Genomic DNA, 22,682 nt, shown 5'->3' with positions numbered 1-22,682 from the left:
AAAATATTGTAGAAAAGGCTGCTGCCCATAAACATGGATGGTGGCCTTTTGTGTTTATAATTTTACTTCAAGAGGTCTCATGTTAAAATAATACCTATTACTGCAAACATCGAAGTTTCAGAACGGAGGTCTTTATGAAGGATAATAGATTTCAGCGTGAAGCGCTGCAAGTAAAAGAAGCTCAGGCCAAAATAATCAAATATGCCAATCCGCTAGAATCAGAAGACGTATCGCTGGATGAGTGTTGTGGACGTTATTTGGCTGAAAAAGTGATCGCTCCACACCCATTTCCTGCGTTTAATCGATCTAGTATGGATGGATATGCGATTATCGCGGGGGATACCCGTAACTGTGTTAATGGACAAGTGGTATGGTTAGAAATTATGGATAATATTCCGTGTGGCGCAGTGCCTGCGGTAGATATAACTCCGGGAACAGCCGCAAGAATTATGACGGGTGCACAAGTACCGGTTGGTGCAGATGCTGTGGTGATGCTGGAGGTCACGGAGAGACGTGAAGAGGAAGGAAAGACTTACGTTGGAATTCGAAAAAAACTAGAAGCAAACAGCAATATCACACCTCAAGGTTTCGAATTAAGCCAAGGTGATCTTGTATTGCCTACAGGAAGGTTAATCTCTGCGGGGGATATAGCTGTTCTTGCAGCGTTTGGATTACATACCGTGAAAGTCTATCGTCGTCCCAAGGTAGCCATCTTTGCCACAGGAACAGAGCTGCTGGAAGTGCATGAGCCGCTGGAGCCTGGCAAAATCCGCAATAGTAACTCCCCTATGCTAGAAGCTCTAGTCAAAGAAACAGGGGGTGTTCCAGTAATGTTAGGCGCTATTGTGGATGATCTGGAGCTGGCTAGAAGTAAAGTACAGATGGCGCTGGAAACTTATGATTTTGTGATTACAACGGGTGGCGTTTCTGTGGGGGATTATGATATCATGGGCGACTTGGTTCGCGAACAAAGTGGTAATATGTTGTTCAACAAAGTGACGATGCGTCCGGGAAGCGTAACTACTGCTGCGGTTAGAGGGGGGAAGCTGCTGTTAGCTTTATCAGGAAATCCGGGGGCTTGTTTCGTTGGGTTTCAACTGTTTGCACGGCCTGTGATTTCACTGATGCAAAGTGCTTCTAAGCCTTTTTTACCGGAATGGAGCGCTACACTCGGCACAGATTATAAAAGAGTGAATAATTTTACTAGATTTGTGCGAGCTCGGTTAGAAATTAAAGACGGCAGCCTGTTTGCTTATCCGGCACTCATTGATGAATCTTCCGTAACGGTCACGATCAAGGATAGCGACTGTTTGATAGTTGTACCCCCAGAAGAAAAGGGGCTATCTGCCGGAGATAAGGTAACAGTGATCAAGCTGCCAGGAGAGATTCGGGGCTAGATGTGGAGGGTACTCTGGCCATCGAGGATTAAAAGGTATTTGATATCCACGCACGCACAGAAATCGCCATATAATTGCTTAGACAACGTTATTATTTCCAACATTTCAACATATGAAAAATTCACAATAGATAAACAAAAAACAGTTTTCGCGCTAACCCAATAGTCGCTTACAACCGGTTTAAAGGGAGATTTTACCCCAGAAACTAGAATAAGAAAACCCACTTGCGTACCGTAAGTGGGTTTTTAGTGCAACAATAAAAGGGTTAGGGGTGCCCGCCGGTTGTACTCAAATTTGAAAAAAAGCGAGAATGAAATGCCCGGGTAGGCAACACTATCATAGCAATTCTCCTATCGGAAGAGTCGCTGCTCTGCTGGTTGGAGTTATTAGCCTACACCACTGCCGAGATTAATCCCCCGCGGATGCTTAAGGACTCAGATGATCTTATTTGTTTATTTATCACCTTTTAAGCGGGGTTTCGGACCTCAGCGTCGCTATTTCATAGAATGGAGCTCATATTTACGTATTTCAGGCCAATAGCGACCTTGGGGGTCCGTTAGCCACCCAAATGTGAGATAATCCTGCATTTAAGGTCCGCTGAGACCGATAACAACTCTGCACTAGCGAAGAGCGGCTACTCATCCGAAGTATAAGCTCCCCTTGGTGATGATTAATTATCGGTACGCCGCTCGATCGCCTCGGACATCGTTTTATCCGTTAGATGAGCGTAGATCTCAGTTGTTTCGGTGGATGCGTGCCCGAGCTGTTCCTTCGTTTTATAAATATCATTTTGCAGATAATAATCTGTTGCAAAAGAATGACGCAGCTTATGAACCGTAAGATACGGTTTACCAAAGCGTTTAGCGTACTTAATAATCATTTCTTGAATCGCACGTTTGGTCATACGTTTGCCTTCTTGACGCCCGTTAGGGAGAGAGATAAACAAGGCTTTTTCTCTCTTGGGTGTTTTGTAGCGAGATTGGCGCAGACTAAGATAAAGAGCTAGATCATCTTTAGCTTGCTCTCGAAAATAGACAGGTGTCTTGAACGTTTCGTCATTATTCCCTTTGCGGGTGACATATAGCAGCTTGTTGTTAACATCCAAATCGTCTACGTTTAGATTGACTACCTCAGACACACGCAGGCCAGAGTTCAGAATTAAGCTGGCAATACAGGCGTCGCGCTCATGATTTAATTGAAACGAATAATAAGCCTGTTTGTTACCTTCCACATCCCGTCCATAACCTTCATAAATGTACCCCACAAACTCCAGTAATTCCTCATCTTCCAAAATCTTACCCTTTAACTTAGCGGCAGTATCCTTTGGCTTATGTGTTCGTTTGACCTCAACCTTAGCCATAATGTTGCGTTTAAGCAATGGATAAAAGTTCTCATCCTCGGCGATTTGACTTAAATAATGAAATAAGGAGCGTAATGCAGATAACTTACGGGATACAGTAACTCGAGTGTTCGTTCCCTCGGCGCGAGTAGTTAGATGCAACCGATATCCGACAATACTGTCCATATGTAGGGTTTCCAATTCTAGAAGTGTGATCTCGGTATTTGAGCCGGCTTGAGATAAGCCCTCTGCACGCAACCAGCCGAAAAAAGATTCATAATCCCGGATATACTCCAGCAGTGTGGAAGGGGAGAGATCAGGGCGTTTATAATCAATAAACTGCTGAACGAACCAGGGCATGAGGGGTAGCTTTTGATCAAGTTTTTTACGGTCATCGTTCTTTTGAACGCTCATGTGATTCACCTTTTTCCATAGATTGCATAAAATCTCTTCCTTCTATCTTAACATGTTTTGTCCCAGATTGGACTTCGAATGAAGGAGAAACTAGGTCCGAGCCTTGCTCCTGATGCCGCTAAGCTTTATGATGTGAAGTAAACATAAATGTCAGAGGTGCACATAATGAAACTTGAAATTGAGCTGGTTCCCAAAGAACGTAAGCATACTATAAGCAGATTAATGCAGTTCTACCTATATGATTTCACCCGTTATTTAGAATTTGATGTCAATCAAGACGGGGTATTTCCGGCCTATCCGGGACTAGAAGCTTATTGGAGTAGCGGAAATAATAAATTCGCATATTTGTTTAAGGTGGACGGGCATATTGCTGGTTTTGCTTTAGTGGACAGATTACTGCGTAATCCTGAAGGCCAGTTTTATATGACTGAGTTTTTTGTGATGCAAAAATACCGCCGAAGTGGTGTAGGTACATGGGCTGCGCATAAGCTTTTTGATATGTACCCTGGCGAATGGAAGGTTTCACAAGTCCGTGCGAATACACCTGCTCGTGATTTCTGGCATAAAGTGATCGGGGACTATACCCATGGAGAGTTTCAAGAGCGCTTTAATCCACAGCAAGGCAACCCCAGCCAATACTTCAACACATTAACTATTAATAGGATTAAGAAATAAAAACCGTTATATTGCTGGTTTCTTTTAGCTAAGGAGCTTGCTACTAACGGCAAATGGATTGAAAAAGGGGCTAAGCGAGTGAGCGCTAGACAGTAGAGAATGACAAAGAGAGCGTCAAGACGGAAGGTCAGGAAATTGTGATTTTTTATAAAACTGGCTAGCTATTAAGAACATATACGAATTGTGATGTAGGGAGCATCTTATGCTCTCTATTATAGTTAACATAACATTTATTATGTCAACCTATTAAACCATTCACCATAAAAAAGGTCGTTGGTTTATTTTTTGTGTTCAAAATACCCAGTCAGTGAGGGCAATATTGCATATCTTATGATGTACTCAATTACAAAGGAGGAGTCAACAATGGGCGAATTTGCAGGAGGATACGGTGGTTTCACTTCCACAGGAGCTATTCTGGTTCTGTTTATCCTGTTGGTTATCATTACTAAAACCCTCTGTCTGTAGTCCTTTAACTTCACAAATTCAAGGTTCCGTCAGTCTATATAGACTGGCGGATTTTTTATGTCCAGATATGTAGATTGGAGGAGGGGAATACATGTGACTAAGGATATTGACATAATACTAATCCAAAACATATATTAAACAGTGTTCAAAGATTAAACGGTGTTCAACACATGAGGAGACAAATTTATGACTAAAGAACAACGAAAAGTACGTGAGCGTGAAGAAATGAGAAATCTAATCCTGCAAAATGCAGCTTTATTGATTGCCGAAGAGGGAATAGAGAAGCTGTCTATCCGAAAAATCGCTGAGAAAATCGAATATTCACCGGGAATTATTTATCATTATTTTAAAGGCAAAGAAGAGATTATCGAGAACTATTTGCAACAAAAATATACGGATATGCTTTCTGAGCTTCAGTCTGTGCAACAAGAGGTACAGCAGGAATTACCTCCAGATACACTTTTAAAACGAACATTGGAGAAGTTCATCAGGATGTCTCTTTCTATGGGTGTAGAATACCGGAATGTCATGCTAAACGATGCACCGGCTGTTCTTAGTTACACGGCTGTTCTATTTAGAGGAGCTGCACAGGAACGTAAAGCGATTGGGATGCTCTGCCAGGGCCTGCTCAGATTTGAAGCACAAAAAAACCGTGAAGAAGCTTTCGTAGAACTCACAGCTCAGGTGATATGGAGTGCAGCGTTCGGTTTAATTATGCGGTTGCTTGTCGAAAAGGATCTGCCTAATGATCAGGTCGAAGCTCTGATTTCATGTCATTTGGATTCAATGGTTGCTATTGCCTCCAGGTGAAATCTAAATATTTTCATGGAGGAGGGGGAGGGTGTTATAAAACATATAAGGAAAGTCGTAGTGCTGTCGGTGTTGATTTCGGTTATTGCAGTGTTTGCAACAGCAGTTGGGTTGTTTTCAGATGGGATAAGTGATGGAACAAAATATACTTTCACGTCAATATGGGGCGAGGATGTAAAGCTTCAGGGGTCAGGAGTGTACAGCCATGATTCTGTCTCTGCGGCGGCACAAGCTAAAGCACAGGATGGAGTTACATTATTTCTTGCCATACCTTTACTGCTCAGTTCACTCATCATGACAATTAAAGGCTCGATAAAGGGGAGGATGCTCCTTACGGGTACTCTGGGGTACTTTTTATATACTTACGCATCCTACAGCTTTCTGACGATGTACAATTCATTGTTTTTAGTTTATGTGCTGTTGTTTTCTTTAAGTTTTTTCGCATTCATCCTAGCCTTATTTTCCTTTGATAAAGAATCCATACATACTTACTTTAAAAACAGTTTACCTTCTAAAGGAATCGGCTTTTCCCTAATGGTTATTGCTTTTATGATTTTATTGCTCTGGTTAGGGAAAATACTGAATTCACTACTGGGGGGAACACCGCCACAAGGACTAGAGCACTATAGTACATTGGTAATTCAAGTTTTGGATCTTGCGATCTTAGTCCCATTAGCAATTGTAACGGGGATTATGGTCATTCGTAGACAACCTTTTGGGTACCTACTGGCAACTGTCGTTGTTTTTAAAGGAGTTACATTACTGCTAGCAATTACGGCAATGCTGGTGGCAATGATCTATAGCGGTGTGGCTGTGTCTATAGCCGAGTGTGTAATTTTTCCGACGATGACTGTAGCTATTGCTGCTTGTATGGTTATTTTGTTAAAGCATGTACGTGAACCCTTAAGATAATAAGTGACCAGCAAGCGGCAGGGAGTGATTAGAATGAAGACAATAATTATGTATACCTCGAAATATGGGTGTGCGGAAAAAGCGGCTTATTTATTAAAATCTCAACTGGGCGAAGAAACCGAAGTAGTTAATTTGATGCATGTTAAAGAGCTGACACTAGAACGATATGATACGGTCATCTTGGGAGGATCTATTTATTATGGAAAAATCCAAAAACAAATGACTGATTTTACAACAAAATATCAAAATGAACTAGGGAAAAAACGAGTAGGATTGTTTGTTTGTGCAGGAGCAACAGGTGAACAGGCCTCACAAGAATTGAAATCTGCGTTTCCAGAAGTGTTATATGACCAATCGGTGACGAAAGAAGTTTTTGGAGATGAGATCTATGAAGAGAAGCTAACTTTGCTAGACCGGTTTGTACTGCGGATGGTAAAAGGAAAAAATAAGAACGTAAATGGGTTATCAAAAGAGACGATCGAGCGTTTTGCTCTTGCTATAAAAAGGTTGTGAAAGTGAGTGGACGAGCGAGCTTCTGAACACACTTCGGATCATAGTAAACATAATTATTATTATGTTTACTATGATTTTGACATTCAAAAAAAAGTAGTCCTTCTTGTGAGAAGAGAGTAACTTCCTCGTATTGAGTCTCTGTTCATCGAAACATGAAAAAACCCTACAGAATCGTGCAGATAAAGTCGGGAAGATAAAAACCATCTCTGATAACCTTATAATTAACGAGGGGAGGCAACGTCATGGATACGCTGGTACAACTGAACAAAGCAATAAACTATATTGAGGAGAACCTAACAAATCCCATTGATTATCAGGAGGTTGTGAAAATAGCCTGCTGTTCGGAATATCATTTTACTCGTATGTTCTCCTTCCTAGCAGGCATTACTCTGTCGGAATACATCCGGCGTCGACGTCTAACTTTGGCAGCACTCGAGCTTTCACAAAGTAATATCAAAATTATCGATGCTGCTCTGAAGTATGGTTATAATTCGCCGGATTCCTTTTCTAGGGCTTTCCATAGCATACATGGGGTTAGTCCTTCGGAAGCTCGGGTCCATGGACATTCCCTTAAGGCGTTCCCTCGGATGTCGTTTCAGCTGACTATCAAAGGAGGAAATGAAATGAATTATCGTATTGAAAAAAAAGAATCTTTTCGCATCGTGGGTATAAAAAAACGGGTTCCAATCATTTTCCAAGGGGTTAATCCGGAGATTGCATCGATGTATGAAGGGTTGACGCCGGAAATGATTGATGAGATGAAGAGATTTTCTGATGTTGAGCCCTCAGGATTTATAAGCGCCTCTACAAATTTCTCTGAAGGACGTATGGAGGAAAAAGGAGAGTTCGATCATTATATTGGCGTTGCCACTACGAAAGACGCATGGAATGGCTTGGATCAGCTGGAAGTGGCGGCCTCTATGTGGGCTGTATTCACAGTCGTCGGCTCTTTTCCGAGTGCGCTACAAGAGATCTGGGGGCGAATATATTCGGAATGGGCTCCGTCATCGGGATATGAGCTAATTAAAGGGCCTGAAATTCTATGGAATGAGCACAAAGATATCACATCGCCAAATTTTAAAAGTGAAATATGGGTGCCTATCACTAAGAAATAAAAGAGTTTGGTTGGACTATTGAAACTGAGCGCTGAATATCCTTTCACAACGAAGCTGCCGAGAAAAATCATTCCGGTAGCTTCGTCAAGCTATAGGCAGGATATTTCGAAAATGTTGTAGAAGTACAATTGGTGAATTGAATGATTTTTAGAATGTAGTAGATTTCAATTTTTATGACTCAGACGAAGATTGAATCAATGAATCCTTCTATTTTAAAGGAGTCCCTTATGACGAACGAGAAGCTTTTGGACTTACTAGGCAGGTACGATATCCAACAGCCTGAGATTATTTTCTTAAGGCATAACGAGAACAGAACCTATCGTGTTAATGACAGAACGGGAAAATCATATTTACTCCGCATTCATGAACCTTTTATAGAGGACATGAAAGGTCTGCAACATACATACAGCGGCATTCTTGGAGAATTGCAAATGCTTGAGAAGCTGGGAAGCTGGAGCACCAACGAAATACAGACTCCCGTAAGAAACAATGAGGGTGAACTTATTACGATCATTGAATACGAAGGTGAACTGCTAAACTGCTCCGTCCTCACCTGGTTGGATGGAAGAGACATGAATATGAATGATGTTAACAATCTTGAACTGGTAAAAGAACTGGGATCTCAAATAGCAGAACTGCATACTTTTTTTCGGCAGTACGAACATTCAGGTATGGAGATTCGCCCGAGTCAAGGCAAAGCTTATAATGAACGGATGATCCGTGTGATTCATTCGGGTGTGAAAAAGAATTTATTTACGCCTTCTGATGCTAATGTCATTGAACAAACGCTGCAATTGATCAACTTCCGGTTAGATGACCATGGCGGGGAGGCTGGCCCGGACCTTATTCATGGGGATTTGTGTATGGGTAATATCATCATCACAACCGAAGGAAAGGTGCACTTCATCGATTTTGGCTTTTTCGGAAAAGGTTATGCTTTACTTGATGTAGCCATGGGAGCTATGATGCTACCAACCGATCGAAGAGATACTTTCCTAAAGGGGTATTACAGAGAGTGTGAAAATAAAGCGAAAGATCTACAGCAGTTGGAAGGTTTAATGTTGGTCGCTATTATTGGGTATTACGTCTTCCAGATAGAGAATGTACATGTTCATGACTGGATGCGTGAAAGAATGCCCAAATTATGCGCTGAGTATTGTCGCCCCTTCCTCAATGGTGAAAGTATATTTTATAAAATATGAAATGGAACGTTCAGGGTTGAACTAACTAGGACTGGTATGTTTGATGAAAATTGATTATAACCGTTTATCACCAAACGTGTTATCAAAAAAATAGTAAAATAATACTGTTAAGCGCGATGGCTGTCGATTAGCATTTATTTCGATTATATTCTAACAAGGAATGAAAGGGGGAATGGTGTTGATTGAACATAGCAATCTTGAAGAATTTCAAGATCCGGTAAATTACGATCTTGAATTTGACGGTGAAATGGACAAATATCAGTTCTATCTTGAGCTTGCCAGATCGAGTCCTGGGGAAGTGTTAGAACTTGCTTGTGGTACAGGCTTAACAACGATCCCCCTCTCGAAAGCCGGTATAACAATGACCGGTGTAGATATCTCTTCAGCGATGATTGCGTATGCGCGGTTGAAGGCGAAAGGGCTGACTGTTACTTTTATGGAAGGTGATGCCCGTACCTTCGAATCGGACAAGCGATTTTCGATGATTTATTTGACTGGTAATGCTTTTCAGGCATTTTTAAGTGATCAAGATCAAAGCGATTTGCTCACGACCGTTCACAAACATTTACAACCTCATGGAATCTTTGCATTTGAGACCCGAAATCCGGAGGGAACGGATTTATCCGATCAAGAGGAGACAGAATGGGGATCATTTATTGATAAGGATGGAAATAACGTCAAGGTATCAGGTACCCAATGTTACGATGCTGGCCAGCATATCATGCATTGGGTCACGATGCGTGATTGGGGGTATAAGCGAACGACTTCCCGAATTGCTTGTCGGTTCACGGATCCGAATACGCTACATTCTTTATTAACTCGTCACGGCTTTCGCGTCGAACATCAATATGCTGACTGGGATAAAACGCCGTTTTCTCCGTCATCTTCATCTATCATTAGTGTTTGTAGGAAATGTTAGGAGAAACGTAATGTATTGCGATAGAAAAAATCTAAGGTGACGCAATTGTATTAATTGAAAAGGATGGATAATTCAATGAATACATTTAACTAACGGGAATTGATAGTGGTTGCTTCTGCAGCCATTTTTTTTGCTTAACTAAAGGGTGGGATAAACCAGCAATAATCTTAGGTGAAAATGAAATTAGAGTGGTTATTTTATTTATCCTATTTATTCCTATATTTTGTGTTGTAATAAGGCATCAGGTTTTGTGAAAAGTAGAGGAACTAAATAGAAGGGAGAGATGAAATGATAGAGTTATCTAAAGGAGAGTACGCTCACATTCTGCCACTGCTGAAAAATCTAGCGTATGAACCTGTGTTTGCATATTCCGTAATTGAGCGTAATCAGTCTGGAAAGGTGTTTGTTGATCGCAGAGAAAATCCTACTTGCGGTCTAATTATCAATTTATATGGACAGTATCTTTTGACTGGCAGTGGCGACAATGAAAGCTTCATGAACGATGTGGTTGAATTTTTGCTAAATGATCAAAATCATTCAATTTACTACGATCTTTATGTTTCAACGCCGGATTTGCTTTTTCAAATTGGCGATAGGCTAGCGGGAAAGACTGTACTATTGTACCGTTCTTCTTTTACGTTCGAGCTATCCCAATTCCAACATCTAAAAACCCTTAACTCATCGCCAGAACAATTTGTAATGAAACGTATGGATGACATTCTGTTCGATAAATACAAAAATGAAATGGACGCTTCTTATGACTCGCTATGGAGTTCGGCACAAAACTTTATAGATAGAGGGTTTGGATACTGCCTAGTGAAGGATGATCAATTTGCAAGTGTTTGTAATTCTTATTTTGTAGGTCGAGGGTATGCGGATATCGATATTGTAACCGTGGATGAATACCAGAATAAAGGGTTAGCAACACTTACGGGTACGGCATTTATAGAACATTGTTTGAACCACAATCTATTGCCGAATTATAGTTGTGACGCTGGCAATGAACGATCGATACAGTTAGCGAAAAAGCTAGGATTTGCAAAAAAAATTGATTTTTCCATGTTATGGTGGCATCAGGATCAGAGTATAATAAGTGATTATTTGAAAAGGTTCAATTATTCAAACACTTCAAAAGACAAATGAGAAACATAATGAGATTGAATTAAGCGAATGGTACATGATGGGAAAATAAGGAATTAATGGAGTTAGTCGGAGTTTTCCGATCTTGTCATGGTTTGACGGAGATGAATATGTGATCGCGTCCAGGCGAGTAACCTCGATACGCTGTCGGCGAACCTGTTTCGGCTGAGCTCTATAAAAGAACGGGATGAACGCATGTATCGGATGAAGAAAGAAGTTCTGCTCAATAAATAAAAAAGAAGTCGACCCTCTCGTTGGTCGGCTTCTAATTGTTCTATTGCGCGGTCAGGATTTGTGGTCCTTCAGCGGTGATGGCGATCGTATGCTCGTATTGGGCGGCGAGCTTGCGGTCCAGCGTCCGGGCGGTCCAGCCGTCCTGATCAATTGTCATGTTGTAGGTGCCTTCAGTGATCATGGGCTCGATCGTGAATACCATGCCTTCCTTGATGCGGGGGCCTTTGCCGGGCTTGCCGACATGCATATAGGTCGGCTCCTCGTGAAGGTCACGACCGATGCCATGAGCGAGAAGGTCGCGCACGACACCGAAGTTGTTCGATTCGGCATGCCGCTGGATTGCGCTCGTCACGTCTCCGAGACGATTGCCGGGCTGTGCCTGCGCGATGCCGAGGTCAAGGCACTCCTTCGTGACGCGCATCAGCTTCTCAGCCGTCGGTGAGATCTTCCCGACCGCATAGCTCCAGGCTGAATCGCCGAGCCAGCCGTCGAGCTCCGCTACCGTGTCGATCGTCACGATATCGCCTTCCTCAAGTGGCTTATTTGTAGGGAAGCCATGTGCAATTACGTCGTTGACGGAGGCACAAGTCGCATATTGATAGCCATTGTAGCCCTTCGTGTATGGTTTGGCGCCATGCTTCAAAATAATATCCTCGAATATGCGCTCAATCTCGTTCGTTGTGATGCCCGGTTTGATGAGCGGGGCAATTGTGCGATGGCATTCGGCCACAACCTGGCATGCCTTGCGGATGGCTTCGATTTCATACTTGCTTTTTAAGATAACCATGTTTGTATTAGGACTCCTTTGTAATGGCTTGCATTGCGAGCTGGGCAATTCGATCGATGTCCAACTCGGAAGTGTTCGCATAGTAGTGCAGCCCGCAGCAGCCGACCAACACGGCAAGCATAAGGTCGACGCTGTCGTCTTCGCGCTGGATGATCGATTGGAGTGGAACATACAGTCTTTCCGTGAATCGTCTTTTGGCAGGATGTCGATCTTTTTCTGGCAAGCCTGTATAATGCTCCGCCGCCATTTTGTAGACGAGATATGCGCGGGCATCTGACTGCCACAACCGGAGTAACGTCTTGCAATACGTTAACAACTGCCTGTCGTCAGGGGTGTCCCGGCTGATGTTCGCCCATTGAGTCAGGGCTTGCTCACATTGCTCGAAGCCGCAGCTCAGCACATCTTCTATTAGTAAATGCCGGTTGGGGTAATAATGGTATACCGTGCCATAACCGAGACCAGCCTCGCGGGCGACATCGCGAATATCAAAGCTTCCGCCCGTAAGGAAGTAGGTGCGCGCGGCGAAGTCCAGGATTTGTTCCCTGCGCTGCATGCGTATGAGCTCATTTTGTTCTTTGGTACGGGGGCACATGGGCGCGTTAACCTCCTTTTTATAGACCTGCAAATTTGTCAATGTAAAGAGTGTAACGCATGAGGCGGAGAAATGCAATTATTTGTTGGCGTTCGATGAAAACAACAAGGACACCATCATTGCGTCGTTAAAACGAAAGATGAAGAAGCTCGAAAAAGAAAATAAAAAGTTGCGAGAACAACTTAAGTTTTCCTATGCGGATGTCTATCAAAGGATTCGAGGGAATGAATGTTAACTTATTCACTTACGGGCAGCTTAGTTTAAGATCAGACTCGGTGAACCGTATCATAAATAGGGGCAAGTTTAACCTTTGAAACCAGTGAGCTAGGATCAATTTCGTTTCGAGTTAATGTAAATAATAGCCGTTATTTTAAAATATGCGACAAGAATTGCATTTAAGGAAACATTATTGTATGATTTTGGTGTGTTAAAAATTGGAAAATTTAATCGTCATTGTGTGGACAGTACGGAAACTACTTCAGCAGTTAATTATGGCGTAACCAAAGTTTCTTATACTCATTAACTAAGGAGAAGCAGCCTTGCGTAAGAGAAAATATGTTAGCATAGCCTCAATTACATTGATTGTGATGATGGTCGTTCTATTCTTCAGAATGAAAAATGTTCTTTTCGACGGCTCTTCTAACAAATCAGAGGAACAGGCCGCCACAACAACCCGTGAGATGATTAACGAGACAGAGAAACCAGCTGCCACAATAACGAATAAGGGAACCAATGAAAAGAAGAGCGTAACCGCGATGGAGGCACTGCGCCTTGGGTACTCAGAGGCGAAGAAGCTGACGGAAGAAGAGCCATTACTTATTAACATAACAAGCACGGATGACACTTCTGTTTCCCAGGAACGAACCGATGGTTCGGATGGAACAAGAGATGCTTGGAATCTCGAATTTGGCAGCAAGAAAGGGAATGTTTTTATTTATATCAAGATCGATAATGGAATGGCCATTAAGACTGATGTAAAAAAGCACGATAAGAATTTACTTGTAAAAGGACAGTATGCGATATCTGATATTCAAATTGATTCTTCCGATGCAGTTAAACAAGCTGTTGAGAGACTGGGGATGAAACCAGGAAATCCTGCTATAGCAGATGACTGGATCAAGGGGTATCATTTTACTATCAGCGGGTATAATACTGATCCTAACTCCTCCAAAACACGTCTGCTGCTAAGAGTTATGGGTATCTCGCCGAATTCTCCTAATCGTGAGAATGACAGTTTGAGAATGAGCGCTTTCTTTGATGTCAAAACAGGCGAATTGATGAGCGCTACCGAGATGACAGGCTTCGACAAGGATGGGAATACCATGTGGAAGGATATTGAGCTTAAATACTGATGACGGCATAAATAAATGAAGAAGGAAGATATTTTCATAAAAATACAACATATTACCAAATAAAGAGTTATTATTGATGGAACTTACCGTGCGTTACTGCTCATGAGCAGACGCATGGTAAGTTTGTTTTTGTGTAAAGGCGTTATTAACTGTCTACTTGGTAAAGGCTATACGCATCACTCAAGTTTATTGAAACTGGAAATATCCATTCTTCCAGGTGATGTATATGCTGTGTATATTCTTTAGTCCCCTGAACGGCGGTTAGGGTAATTGGAACCTAGCGGATCAAAGAAAGAGCATTCTGCAAAGGATGGTCCAAAAACTTACCGTTACAAACAGCGCGGTGAACTGTATCACAAGTTGTGGTAAAGTAGAATGTTGAGTTGAGCTAAGAGCAGCAATGTTAAAAATTGCAGATTGTTGTTAAGTTACGGGAGTCGACACACATTGAATGCTACGTTAGGATTGAAAGGCTGCAAGATTGATGAATAAAGGGATGCAGGCGATTCGCAAAGCAAATAATTTTGAGCGATCCTAATAAAAGATGAGGTATATGTGATGCCAAAAAACGATAATATGCTGGCAATCCTATGGATGCTGAATTCGGGTGTTAAAATGACCGCAAAACAAATATCCGAAAAGTTAGAAATAAATATAAGGACAGTCTATCGGTATATTGATGCGCTAAGTGCCAGTGGAGTGCCTATAATATCCGACACTGGTCATAATGGCGGGTATAGCTTACTGAATAATTTTATCAGAGCACCTCTGCTATTTGATATTGAAGAAAAAAAAGCACTTCTTCATGCTGCTCTTTTTGCAGAAGAAGCCGGATACCCTTTGAGTGAGGCTTTAGGTAATGCGACATCCAAATTGAAAATGTATTCGAATCAGGAACAGGAAAGTGTTCTCAGCCGTCATTTAGCCGGATTTGAAGTTATAAACCGTAGGGGAGACCCTTCTATTCAGCCAGTATTGGCGGAATTGGAGCAAGCTGTAGCAAACGAATTCTCTGTAGAAATTGATTATCACACACGCCGTGATGATCAACCCAAGACTAGGGTGATAGATCCCTATGGAATGGTGTACTGGAACAATAAATGGTATATTGTTGCATTTTGCCACCTGAGAAATGAGATCCGCAGCTTTCGGGTAGAACGGATTTTACAAATCAAGCGGACTCAAAACATATTTAAACGTTCCGAAGATTTTTTGGCTCGGGAATTTTTTTTGCGAAATCTATTACCTGATTTAGTCGGCAAGGACGGGTTAATTGCTTTAATTATCGAAGGTAGGTCAGAGGCGTTGGATGACTTATGCCTGCATTGGTTTTTGGGGCATCATCTGAAAGAGCGTACATCAAATCAAGCAATCTTTTTACTTGAGGAAAAATCAATTCATACCTATGTTCCTAATTTTCTCTTATCCTACGGGAAATCCATTCAAGTAATCGAACCACAGAAATTGAAGGAAAAACTTGTTGGTGTTGTGTCGGAGTTAATGGAATATTATCAACTTTAAAAACTTCACTGACAGCGGATGTCAGTGAAGTCATTTTATAATGATGATAATCATTGATTACCGATGGTTGGTATCACTTGATGAATTGTAAAATAGGGAGAACTTGCAAATGAATAATACGGTATATCTTTATGTGTTTGACACAATGGCAGACTGGGAAATAGGTTACTTAACTGCCGAACTGAACTCGGGAAGATATTATAAAAAGGGGCTGGCCCCATCAAAAATAGTTACCGTGGGAATTGATAAGACTCCAGTAACTACAATGGGCGGATTGAAAATATTGCCTGACATCAAATTGGATGATTGCAGTATTGAAAGATCCGATCTATTGATTTTACCCGGTGGAGATACATGGACAGAAACCATTCACCACCCCCTCTTAAAAATCGCTGAAAGGTGTTTAAGGGAAGGTATATGGGTTGCAGCGATTTGTGGTGCTACAATGGGACTTGCCCAGACAGGATTGCTGAATTCACGTGGGCATACAAGCAATGATCTGGAATACCTTAAAATGATCTGTCCCACTTATACAGGAGAAAAGCATTATAAAATGGAGTCTGCTGTAACTGATGGAAAACTGATCACCGCATCTGGAATAGCTCCGTTGGAATTTTCTGCACACATCTTGAAAGCTTTGGATGTGTTTTCTCCAAAAACATTAGACGCTTGGTATAGCCTTTATAAGACTAGTGATTCTAAATATTACTATGAGTTGATGAATTCAATACAATAAAAGATATGGGAGTGTCAGGTAAATATACAAGAATGGAACACCCAACGACTTTACATCTATTACCCCATATATAACAGTGTGTTATATATGGGTAAGGACAAGATGCCGTATGAGTAACAATGCGATTTAAAATATTCGTTTCACAGAAATCCTAACGGAGTACGATAGTTAAGCATAAAGGGTTCCACATATTAGTCATGACTAATATGTGGAACCCTTTATTATATCTGACTTTCCTAAATCTAGATCTTGATAAATTGAAAAATAAAGTTGTAGACTGCACGCTGGCGTTAAGTTGTCTAAGAATACATTTGGATAAAGTGGGAGATATTACTGAAAACTTCTCCAGATGGGCGGTTATTATGAAAAAAATACTGATATCATTTTTGGCGATACTTATTTTTTCCACTGTTACAGTAGAGGCTGCGCCTGAATACGCAAAATGGGGCAAAATTGCAGTAGAGGAAACACAAAAACGATACAATGCAGTCATAATTGATTATAAGCACATTGGTCGTACTGAACTAACACCTAAAAAGTCTGAAGAGAAATTCAAACTATGGATTAGAAGCAAAGCAGGTAACGAGTTTGGAGTTTTTGTATCGATCCAATTTGACCCGCTAACTGATACAATCCAATCTATTCAGTTTTCCGAAACTAATCGTTAGATTTAATAAATCTCGAGATTACGCTAATGGGGCACGATAGCACAATGACAACAGGCTGCCGAGATCATAGGCAGCCTGTTCAGCTAACTTATCCTCTAATTGAACGACCTTAATCCCAAGGATGAAATCCCTCCAAAATGCTGTGAAATAACAGCTTTTTATGAACAAGAACTAAGCATAGCGCACCAAAAAGGACTAAATTTACTACTTTATTCTACAATTTCAACATATGAAAAATTCACAATAGAAAACTCAAAACCTATTCCTCTCCCTAGCTACTATCCACTAATTCTACAAATTCTACGCCCATACAAACAAAAACCATGAAAAAGGATATCTACACCAACCCTTATGTTTAAACAAGCTTTTTTTCTATTTTTATTGCTAATTCCATAGCTTGTAAGGCATAGTCTAACTCGATTATTGATGTAGAACCCTCCTCTAAGCATTGGAGAGCATGCGTAATACTCTTTTCAAAAGGATTAGCTTGTTCTAACAAAAGTTGCTGTTTACCTGCAGAGGTATATTCAATTAATGATCCTTCAACCGTGCCGTTCATGTCGTCACTTTCTTGATAGACTAGCTTTCCTTGTTCAAAATAAGCCTCATACCCTACGGAAAAAGGATAACCAGTTGGCATTTGTGAGGATACAACGATCTCTGCGGAGACATTCGTTTTCTGAAAATGGGTACGCACTAAAGCTTGTTCACTTCGTCCACCATCGGTTCCCCACACAAAGTATTCTTCTAACGATCCAAGCAGCCACGTTACAAAATCAAGTTCGTGAATCATCAGATTTGTGGAGATAGAATGAAGTCCGAGATCCCCCCAGAGAGGAGACGTTTCTCTTTTTAAGGTGAAGGCTAAAAGCTTTCCATATTTCTCATTAGAAGTGGTTTCGTATAAATATTTGTACGCAGGATCAAATTTAATAAATTGGTTCACGAGAATTCGTCTGCCATACAATTGTTCTGCTTCCTTCATCGCAAGGGCATCTTCAATGGTAAAGCATACGGGGGTTTCACAGAATACATGTTTTCCATGCTTAAGCGCCTCAACGGCATACTGTCTATGTAAAGTCACGGGCAGACAGATATCGATCACATCAATCGTGGTATCAAGCATGATATCCTCTATATTTGTGGTAATCTCAACGCCTAACGTTTGTTTTAAATTTTGCAGCTTAGCTTCATTTCTACCATAAACAATAACTTTGTCTACACGCTCATTTTTCGTCAATAATTCTGCATGATAAGCTCCGAACCCTGTTCCTAATACGGCAATTTTCATATGTTTCAGCTCCCTTTATGTAATGAACTAATCATAACCTGTTATTGTTGACAACATCATGGCAAGAATTTTGAAGTATACTAGATAAAAAAGAAAAGCTCGGAGGTTCTCATGCGCTTGCATCGTTTGATTGCTATTTTATTATTAGTGGAATCGAGAGGGAAAATGAAGGCCAATGAACTAGCTCAAGCCTTGGAGACCTCTGTACGTTCAATCTATAGAGATATTGATGTGCTAGCTGAAGCTGGAATTCCTTTGTTGTCTATGTCGGGGCCCAATGGTGGCATCTCCTTAATGGAGGGATACACAGTTAACCTGAAGCAGTTACATGGTGAAGATGTAATCAATCTATATTTAACAGGTATGGGCATCTATTCTGGGGGCCATTCTGAATCGGGTCTTAAGCTGAAAACGACGCTGTTGAAATTAGAAAAAACATTGCCCGCATCCTACCAACCTGACATTCAGAAAGCGCAAAAACGCTTTTATTTCGATGACACACCTTGGTGGACAGAACGAATAGAAATTCCCTGTCTGGAATCTATTCGGACAGCCGTTTGGCGATCTCAGAAACTACAGATTGCGTACCAAAAGGTTAGCGGAGAAATATCATGCAGGAAATTACAGCCCTATGGTCTTGTGGTGAAAAAAGAGGAATGGTATCTTATAGCCTACTGTGAAGAAGCTAAGCACATCCGCACATTTAAATGTGAGCGAATTGCCTCTACGCAGCTTTTGGAAGAAGAGTACTCTATACCTATGGATTTTTCATTAGAAGAGCACTGGAAGCGGCAGGGACAGGTTTTTAAGCAAGCTTGTAAAGAGGAAGAGGTCTATCCTGTTGTGATTAGAGCCGATAAGAGAACAAGGTCTTCTTTATCTCAGCTAGAGGTCATGGAAATGAGGGAAGAAGGGGATGCATTCATTTTAAAGGTGAATATGTTTGGTTATGAAAGTGCATGTGCTAATATCTGGAGCATAATAGGACATTCCGAAATCATTGAGCCCTTAGAGCTAAGGCAATATGTGAAAGGTCAGTTGAGTTTTCTGCAGGGAATATATGATTAACCGTTTTTTCTATGTAAAAGAGACCGTAGCTATTGCATATTCTGCAAAGATACGGTCCCGATTTTCTGATAAATGAATTAATTCATATAGTTAGTTAACATAATAATGATTATGTTAACTAAGGTGAGTGTGATCCAGTAAATGACATATTTAATTAGATAAGTTATCCTTTTATTGCTCTAGTTTCAACACCAAGTGTTAATTTCTCTCTGGCAACAAGTCTTTTGTGCGCTACGAGAAGAAAAGGAAGACCAAAAGCTGTTGTTAAAGCCAACGGTACGAAGATCGCAAGGCCATTCTGAGCGCCATAATGGTCTAACAACACCCCGCCGAAGATAGGTGCCATAACACTCCCTAAATTATTAAAGCCAATCGTACCAAAGTACGTCCCTTTCATTTCAGGTTTGGCAATCCGATCGATCAACATATCCATCATCGTAAAGAGTAAGACTTCCCCTATAGTGAACAGAACTACACTGATCATTAATAGAGCCACACCACCTGCAAGCCCCACTAAGAGAAGACTAAGTGCAACGCAGATATTCCCAAGGATTAAAGGGACAATCGGCGGGAATTTACTTGCCGTTCGTACAATGGGATACTGCACTACTAACACGGTTATAGCATTCAGTGACAACATATAGGAGAATAATTGCCCACCATTGGTGAAATGCGTATTCATCGCTAAATATTGAGCCATTGTTGAGCCGAAGTGACCGTATCCTAATACACAAAAGATGGTACCCAGGAGTACAGGTAGGAACACACGGTCTTTACCGGTGATTGTCAAAGCTTCGAGTAAACGTGGTGCTTGAGCTTGTGTACGGGCGGGCATGCTTGAACGATGTGCCTTAAATTGCATGAATAATACAATTCCATATGCAACATATACGATTCCTGCGATTAGAAAAGGAAAAGTTGATTCCGCAGAGCCAAGCTGTAGCCCAATGATTGGACCAAATACTACACCAAGATTAATTGCTGCATATCTAAGATTAAAGACAAGCAGCTTACTCTCGGGTGGTGTAATATCGGACAAAAGTGCCCGTGAAGTAGGCTCGAATACAGATCGACATAAGCCGTTCAAGGTGTTCACCAGGAAAAATACCCATAGATGTTGAGCCACTGAGAACCCGAAGAAGACGGCTGCCCAGCCAAATACCGAGATTAACATGACGATTTTACGACCAACAATATCAGAAATATAACCGCCATAAAAACTGGCCAATACGCCTGCCAGCGAGCTAACCGCGACCGTAATCCCTGTTTGTGTCGGGGAAGCTCCGAGAACTTGGGTTAGATAGATGGATAAGAACGGGATGCTCATCGAGGTCACCAGACGTCCGAACATGGTGCCGATGATAATTGTCCAGGCTAGTGGGTGAATGTGCCTTAGATGCTGATTCATAATGATTACGATCTCCTAGTCTTATTGCTCTAATATTGTTGCTGCATATTCCTTGTTGATTTATGTATAATTATAATGATAAAAGGGGGAAGGAAAAGTGTAAGAATTACATTGACCATTTCACCTTTAAAGGAGTGAACCATTTGGACCAGATAAGTAATCATTTTTTATGTTTAGCAGCAGGCGTTACTAGTTCGTTCAAAGTGAATGAACCTGTTCCTGTGACGATAGATTTATTGGCTTCGATCCTGATTTGCACTCCACGTAATGTTAAATTCGTGCTGCGGAAACTGGAAGAGCAGGAATATATTCAATGGCAGCCGGGGAGAGGCAGGGGGCATATCTCTCAACTTACTTTTTTAAAAAGTATTGATGAGGTATTCGAGGATAGCTTTCAGGAGTTAGTCAGTAAAGGGAAGATAAAAGAAGCTATCGAATTGATGAGCAGCGATCAGGTGACCGGACCCTTAAAGGAACGATTATTAACGATGTTAAATAAACAGATGGGTTTCCGTAGTGAAGCAGAGTCAACCTCAGGGCTGGACGTCCTGCGGATTACCCGTAACCGGCATATGGAAGTGCTGGACCCTGCTTATGTATACACCGCTTTTGAATCCTATTTGCTGGGTCAAATCTATAGCACACTAGTTACTTATGACGCAACGACCGATACCTTTCTTCCTGGTTTGGCCCATATGTGGGAAGCTAATGAGGAGCATACAAGTTATATTTTTTACCTCCGCAAGGGGGTACGCTTTCATCACGGAAGAATCATGACCTCGAGAGATGTAAAAGAGACGCTGCAACGGCTTATCGACTTGAACAGCCCAGCGGTTAGCCTTTATAAGGATATCGAACGAGTAGAGGTTGAAGGAGATCATCGAATCCGGTTTGTGTTGTCACGTCCAAATCTCTTTTTTCTGCATCTGTTCAGTTGTATTCACATGTCCATTCTTCCTTATGATATAGACATCACTAGTGAAGTAAGCGGTACAGGTCCCTACCGTTTATTGGATCTGAATGAGGATGTTTTGGTGCTCGCAGCTTTTGATTTTTATTTTGGAATTCGGCCGCTCCTGGATCGTGTTGAGATTTGGTATTTGCCAAAAGAGGCTTCTAATGAACGCCAATACCAGCTGCCAGATCCTGAACATGGGGAACTTTTACCTGATATCATCAGCAATCACAGTATAGATTACCCAGCCTTAGGCTGCAGATATATTCTGTTTAATTTTCATAGAGAGGGAATTCATCAGCAGCTATGGTTTCGCCAAGTGATCCGTATCCTTTACAGTCGAACGGCTTTAATAAAAGAATTGGGTGGCAATCGTATCACCCCAGCAGATAGCTTTTTGCCATGGGAGAGCAGTAAGAGAGAGCTTCTAGATCCAACTTTGGAACATGCCCGAGCGCTTTTAGCGGAAAACGGGTATCAGGGAGAAGTCATTACTTTAGCAACTAAGGATAAAAAAGAAGAACGAGAAGAAGCGTTATGGCTCCAAACACGCGCTGCCTCCGTAGGTTTGCAAATTGAGTTATATTTTTTCAATGAATTTAAGGCAGATTATATACAGACAACAGCCGAGATCCAGCTTGCTGAAGAGGTTTTAGAAGATGATTGGCAATGGGGAATGATTAACTACTTTAATAATAAATCTAATTATTTATTTTCTTTGCTTAGAGAGGACCAGATTTCATTGTTTTCGAAGGTATTAGGTCCTTTCACAGAATCTCCAAAGGATGAACGGGTGAAACTGCTGAATCAAGCGGAGGGAATTCTACGAGACAATTATTGGGTGCTGCATGGCTGTCATATGAATAAAAAAGCTCAGCTAAATCAAAGCCTGTTTGGTCTGCACACCGGTTCCTTCGGGTTTCTGGACATCTCTAAGTTATGGATTAAAACTAGGCTTTAAGGTTTTCTTTTGTTATACTTTCCAGGGAGGCTGTATCGATAGAATCGAATGGCGCTCTAGATGGATCAGATTTATGAATAGTAATTTATTTGTAGCCATGGAGGTGAACTCGTTGGATTTTGCTCAGATCCGTATGGACCGAGACAAAAGAACGGTCGATACTTGACTCTTTTTTTGCCATTCGGACCTGTTTAGCGGATAAGCTAAG

At 41.4% G+C, this 22,682-nt stretch carries 21 protein-coding genes; 16 read left to right on the top strand and 5 right to left on the bottom strand.

Translation table 11 applies throughout. The annotated features are described in order from the left end of the window. The first annotated feature begins 134 nt into the window (after positions 1–134). Positions 135–1,397, top strand: a complete 1,263-nt coding sequence (gene glp / locus MHH50_RS16795; RefSeq protein WP_076308324.1) for a gephyrin-like molybdotransferase Glp — start codon at positions 135–137, stop codon at positions 1,395–1,397. A gap of 670 nt (positions 1,398–2,067) precedes the next feature. On the opposite strand, the gene xerS is transcribed toward glp, so the two are convergent. After that, complete coding sequence (gene xerS, locus MHH50_RS16790; protein WP_076190208.1) at positions 2,068–3,150, bottom strand: tyrosine recombinase XerS; 1,083 nt, start codon at positions 3,148–3,150, stop codon at positions 2,068–2,070. Positions 3,151–3,315: 165 nt separating this feature from the next. Here xerS and MHH50_RS16785 point away from each other — a divergent pair, with 165 nt between their 5' ends. From MHH50_RS16785 to MHH50_RS16745, 9 genes are all read left to right on the top strand, one after another. After that, positions 3,316–3,825: a GNAT family N-acetyltransferase gene (locus MHH50_RS16785; protein WP_076308323.1), complete on the top strand. Its 510-nt coding sequence runs from the start codon at positions 3,316–3,318 to the stop codon at positions 3,823–3,825. Positions 3,826–4,188: 363 nt separating this feature from the next. Beyond that, positions 4,189–4,290, top strand: a complete 102-nt coding sequence (locus MHH50_RS16780) for a sporulation protein YjcZ (RefSeq protein ID WP_197069683.1) — start codon at positions 4,189–4,191, stop codon at positions 4,288–4,290. Positions 4,291–4,476: 186 nt separating this feature from the next. Beyond that, entirely contained in the window at positions 4,477–5,100 is a 624-nt protein-coding gene (locus MHH50_RS16775; protein ID WP_340033156.1) for a TetR/AcrR family transcriptional regulator, read from the top strand. A 60-nt stretch (positions 5,101–5,160) separates the two neighbouring features. Beyond that, positions 5,161–6,012: a hypothetical protein gene (locus tag MHH50_RS16770; RefSeq protein ID WP_339187252.1), complete on the top strand. Its 852-nt coding sequence runs from the start codon at positions 5,161–5,163 to the stop codon at positions 6,010–6,012. Between the two features lie 33 nt (positions 6,013–6,045). Continuing rightward, positions 6,046–6,525 carry a flavodoxin domain-containing protein gene (locus tag MHH50_RS16765; RefSeq protein WP_340033155.1) on the top strand — a complete coding sequence of 160 codons (480 nt, stop codon included), beginning with the start codon at positions 6,046–6,048 and terminating at the stop codon, positions 6,523–6,525. Between the two features lie 242 nt (positions 6,526–6,767). Continuing rightward, entirely contained in the window at positions 6,768–7,640 is an 873-nt protein-coding gene (locus tag MHH50_RS16760) for an AraC family transcriptional regulator (RefSeq protein WP_312149477.1), read from the top strand. Between the two features lie 227 nt (positions 7,641–7,867). After that, a complete protein-coding gene (locus tag MHH50_RS16755; RefSeq protein WP_340033154.1) occupies positions 7,868–8,842 on the top strand; it encodes a phosphotransferase in 975 nt (324 codons plus the stop codon). Between the two features lie 178 nt (positions 8,843–9,020). Next, positions 9,021–9,761 (top strand): class I SAM-dependent methyltransferase, encoded by a 741-nt coding sequence (locus MHH50_RS16750; protein ID WP_340033153.1) that lies wholly within the window; start codon positions 9,021–9,023, stop codon positions 9,759–9,761. Between the two features lie 288 nt (positions 9,762–10,049). Next, entirely contained in the window at positions 10,050–10,904 is an 855-nt protein-coding gene (locus MHH50_RS16745; protein ID WP_076220624.1) for a GNAT family N-acetyltransferase, read from the top strand. A gap of 271 nt (positions 10,905–11,175) precedes the next feature. Here the strand turns inward: MHH50_RS16745 and map are convergent, their stop codons facing one another. Together map and MHH50_RS16735 are read right to left on the bottom strand one after the other, a co-directional pair. Further along, complete coding sequence (gene map, locus MHH50_RS16740; RefSeq protein WP_076277026.1) at positions 11,176–11,922, bottom strand: type I methionyl aminopeptidase; 747 nt, start codon at positions 11,920–11,922, stop codon at positions 11,176–11,178. 7 nt (positions 11,923–11,929) lie between these two features. Next, positions 11,930–12,514 carry a TetR/AcrR family transcriptional regulator gene (locus MHH50_RS16735; RefSeq protein ID WP_076279337.1) on the bottom strand — a complete coding sequence of 195 codons (585 nt, stop codon included), beginning with the start codon at positions 12,512–12,514 and terminating at the stop codon, positions 11,930–11,932. A gap of 539 nt (positions 12,515–13,053) precedes the next feature. On the opposite strand from MHH50_RS16735, the gene MHH50_RS16730 reads away from it, so the two are divergent. From MHH50_RS16730 to MHH50_RS16715, 4 genes are all read left to right on the top strand, one after another. Beyond that, positions 13,054–13,866: a hypothetical protein gene (locus MHH50_RS16730; protein ID WP_340033152.1), complete on the top strand. Its 813-nt coding sequence runs from the start codon at positions 13,054–13,056 to the stop codon at positions 13,864–13,866. 558 nt (positions 13,867–14,424) lie between these two features. Further along, positions 14,425–15,387 (top strand): YafY family protein, encoded by a 963-nt coding sequence (locus MHH50_RS16725; RefSeq protein WP_076279339.1) that lies wholly within the window; start codon positions 14,425–14,427, stop codon positions 15,385–15,387. A 109-nt stretch (positions 15,388–15,496) separates the two neighbouring features. Further along, positions 15,497–16,123 carry a type 1 glutamine amidotransferase family protein gene (locus MHH50_RS16720; protein WP_076179951.1) on the top strand — a complete coding sequence of 209 codons (627 nt, stop codon included), beginning with the start codon at positions 15,497–15,499 and terminating at the stop codon, positions 16,121–16,123. A 197-nt stretch (positions 16,124–16,320) separates the two neighbouring features. Next, positions 16,321–16,791 (top strand): DUF3889 domain-containing protein, encoded by a 471-nt coding sequence (locus MHH50_RS16715; RefSeq protein WP_256715986.1) that lies wholly within the window; start codon positions 16,321–16,323, stop codon positions 16,789–16,791. A gap of 355 nt (positions 16,792–17,146) precedes the next feature. Here MHH50_RS16715 and MHH50_RS16710 read toward each other — a convergent pair whose 3' ends face one another. Then, positions 17,147–18,082: a Gfo/Idh/MocA family oxidoreductase gene (locus MHH50_RS16710; RefSeq protein ID WP_076279340.1), complete on the bottom strand. Its 936-nt coding sequence runs from the start codon at positions 18,080–18,082 to the stop codon at positions 17,147–17,149. 111 nt (positions 18,083–18,193) lie between these two features. Here MHH50_RS16710 and MHH50_RS16705 point away from each other — a divergent pair, with 111 nt between their 5' ends. Beyond that, on the top strand, positions 18,194–19,150 hold the full coding sequence (locus MHH50_RS16705) for a WYL domain-containing protein (protein WP_076217735.1): 957 nt from the start codon (positions 18,194–18,196) through the stop codon (positions 19,148–19,150). 163 nt (positions 19,151–19,313) lie between these two features. Here the strand turns inward: MHH50_RS16705 and MHH50_RS16700 are convergent, their stop codons facing one another. Continuing rightward, a complete protein-coding gene (locus MHH50_RS16700) occupies positions 19,314–20,558 on the bottom strand; it encodes an MFS transporter (protein ID WP_076126732.1) in 1,245 nt (414 codons plus the stop codon). 143 nt (positions 20,559–20,701) lie between these two features. Here MHH50_RS16700 and MHH50_RS16695 point away from each other — a divergent pair, with 143 nt between their 5' ends. Continuing rightward, positions 20,702–22,474 (top strand): ABC transporter substrate-binding protein, encoded by a 1,773-nt coding sequence (locus tag MHH50_RS16695; RefSeq protein ID WP_076190221.1) that lies wholly within the window; start codon positions 20,702–20,704, stop codon positions 22,472–22,474. Positions 22,475–22,682 lie beyond the last annotated feature (208 nt).

Origin of the sequence: Paenibacillus sp. FSL H3-0302 (genome assembly GCF_037982245.1) — a bacterium.
Taxonomy (GTDB): domain Bacteria; phylum Bacillota; class Bacilli; order Paenibacillales; family Paenibacillaceae; genus Paenibacillus_AQ; species Paenibacillus_AQ odorifer.
The sequence above is the reverse complement of the archived record's forward strand: the minus strand, read 5'-3'. Positions and strand labels throughout refer to the sequence as shown.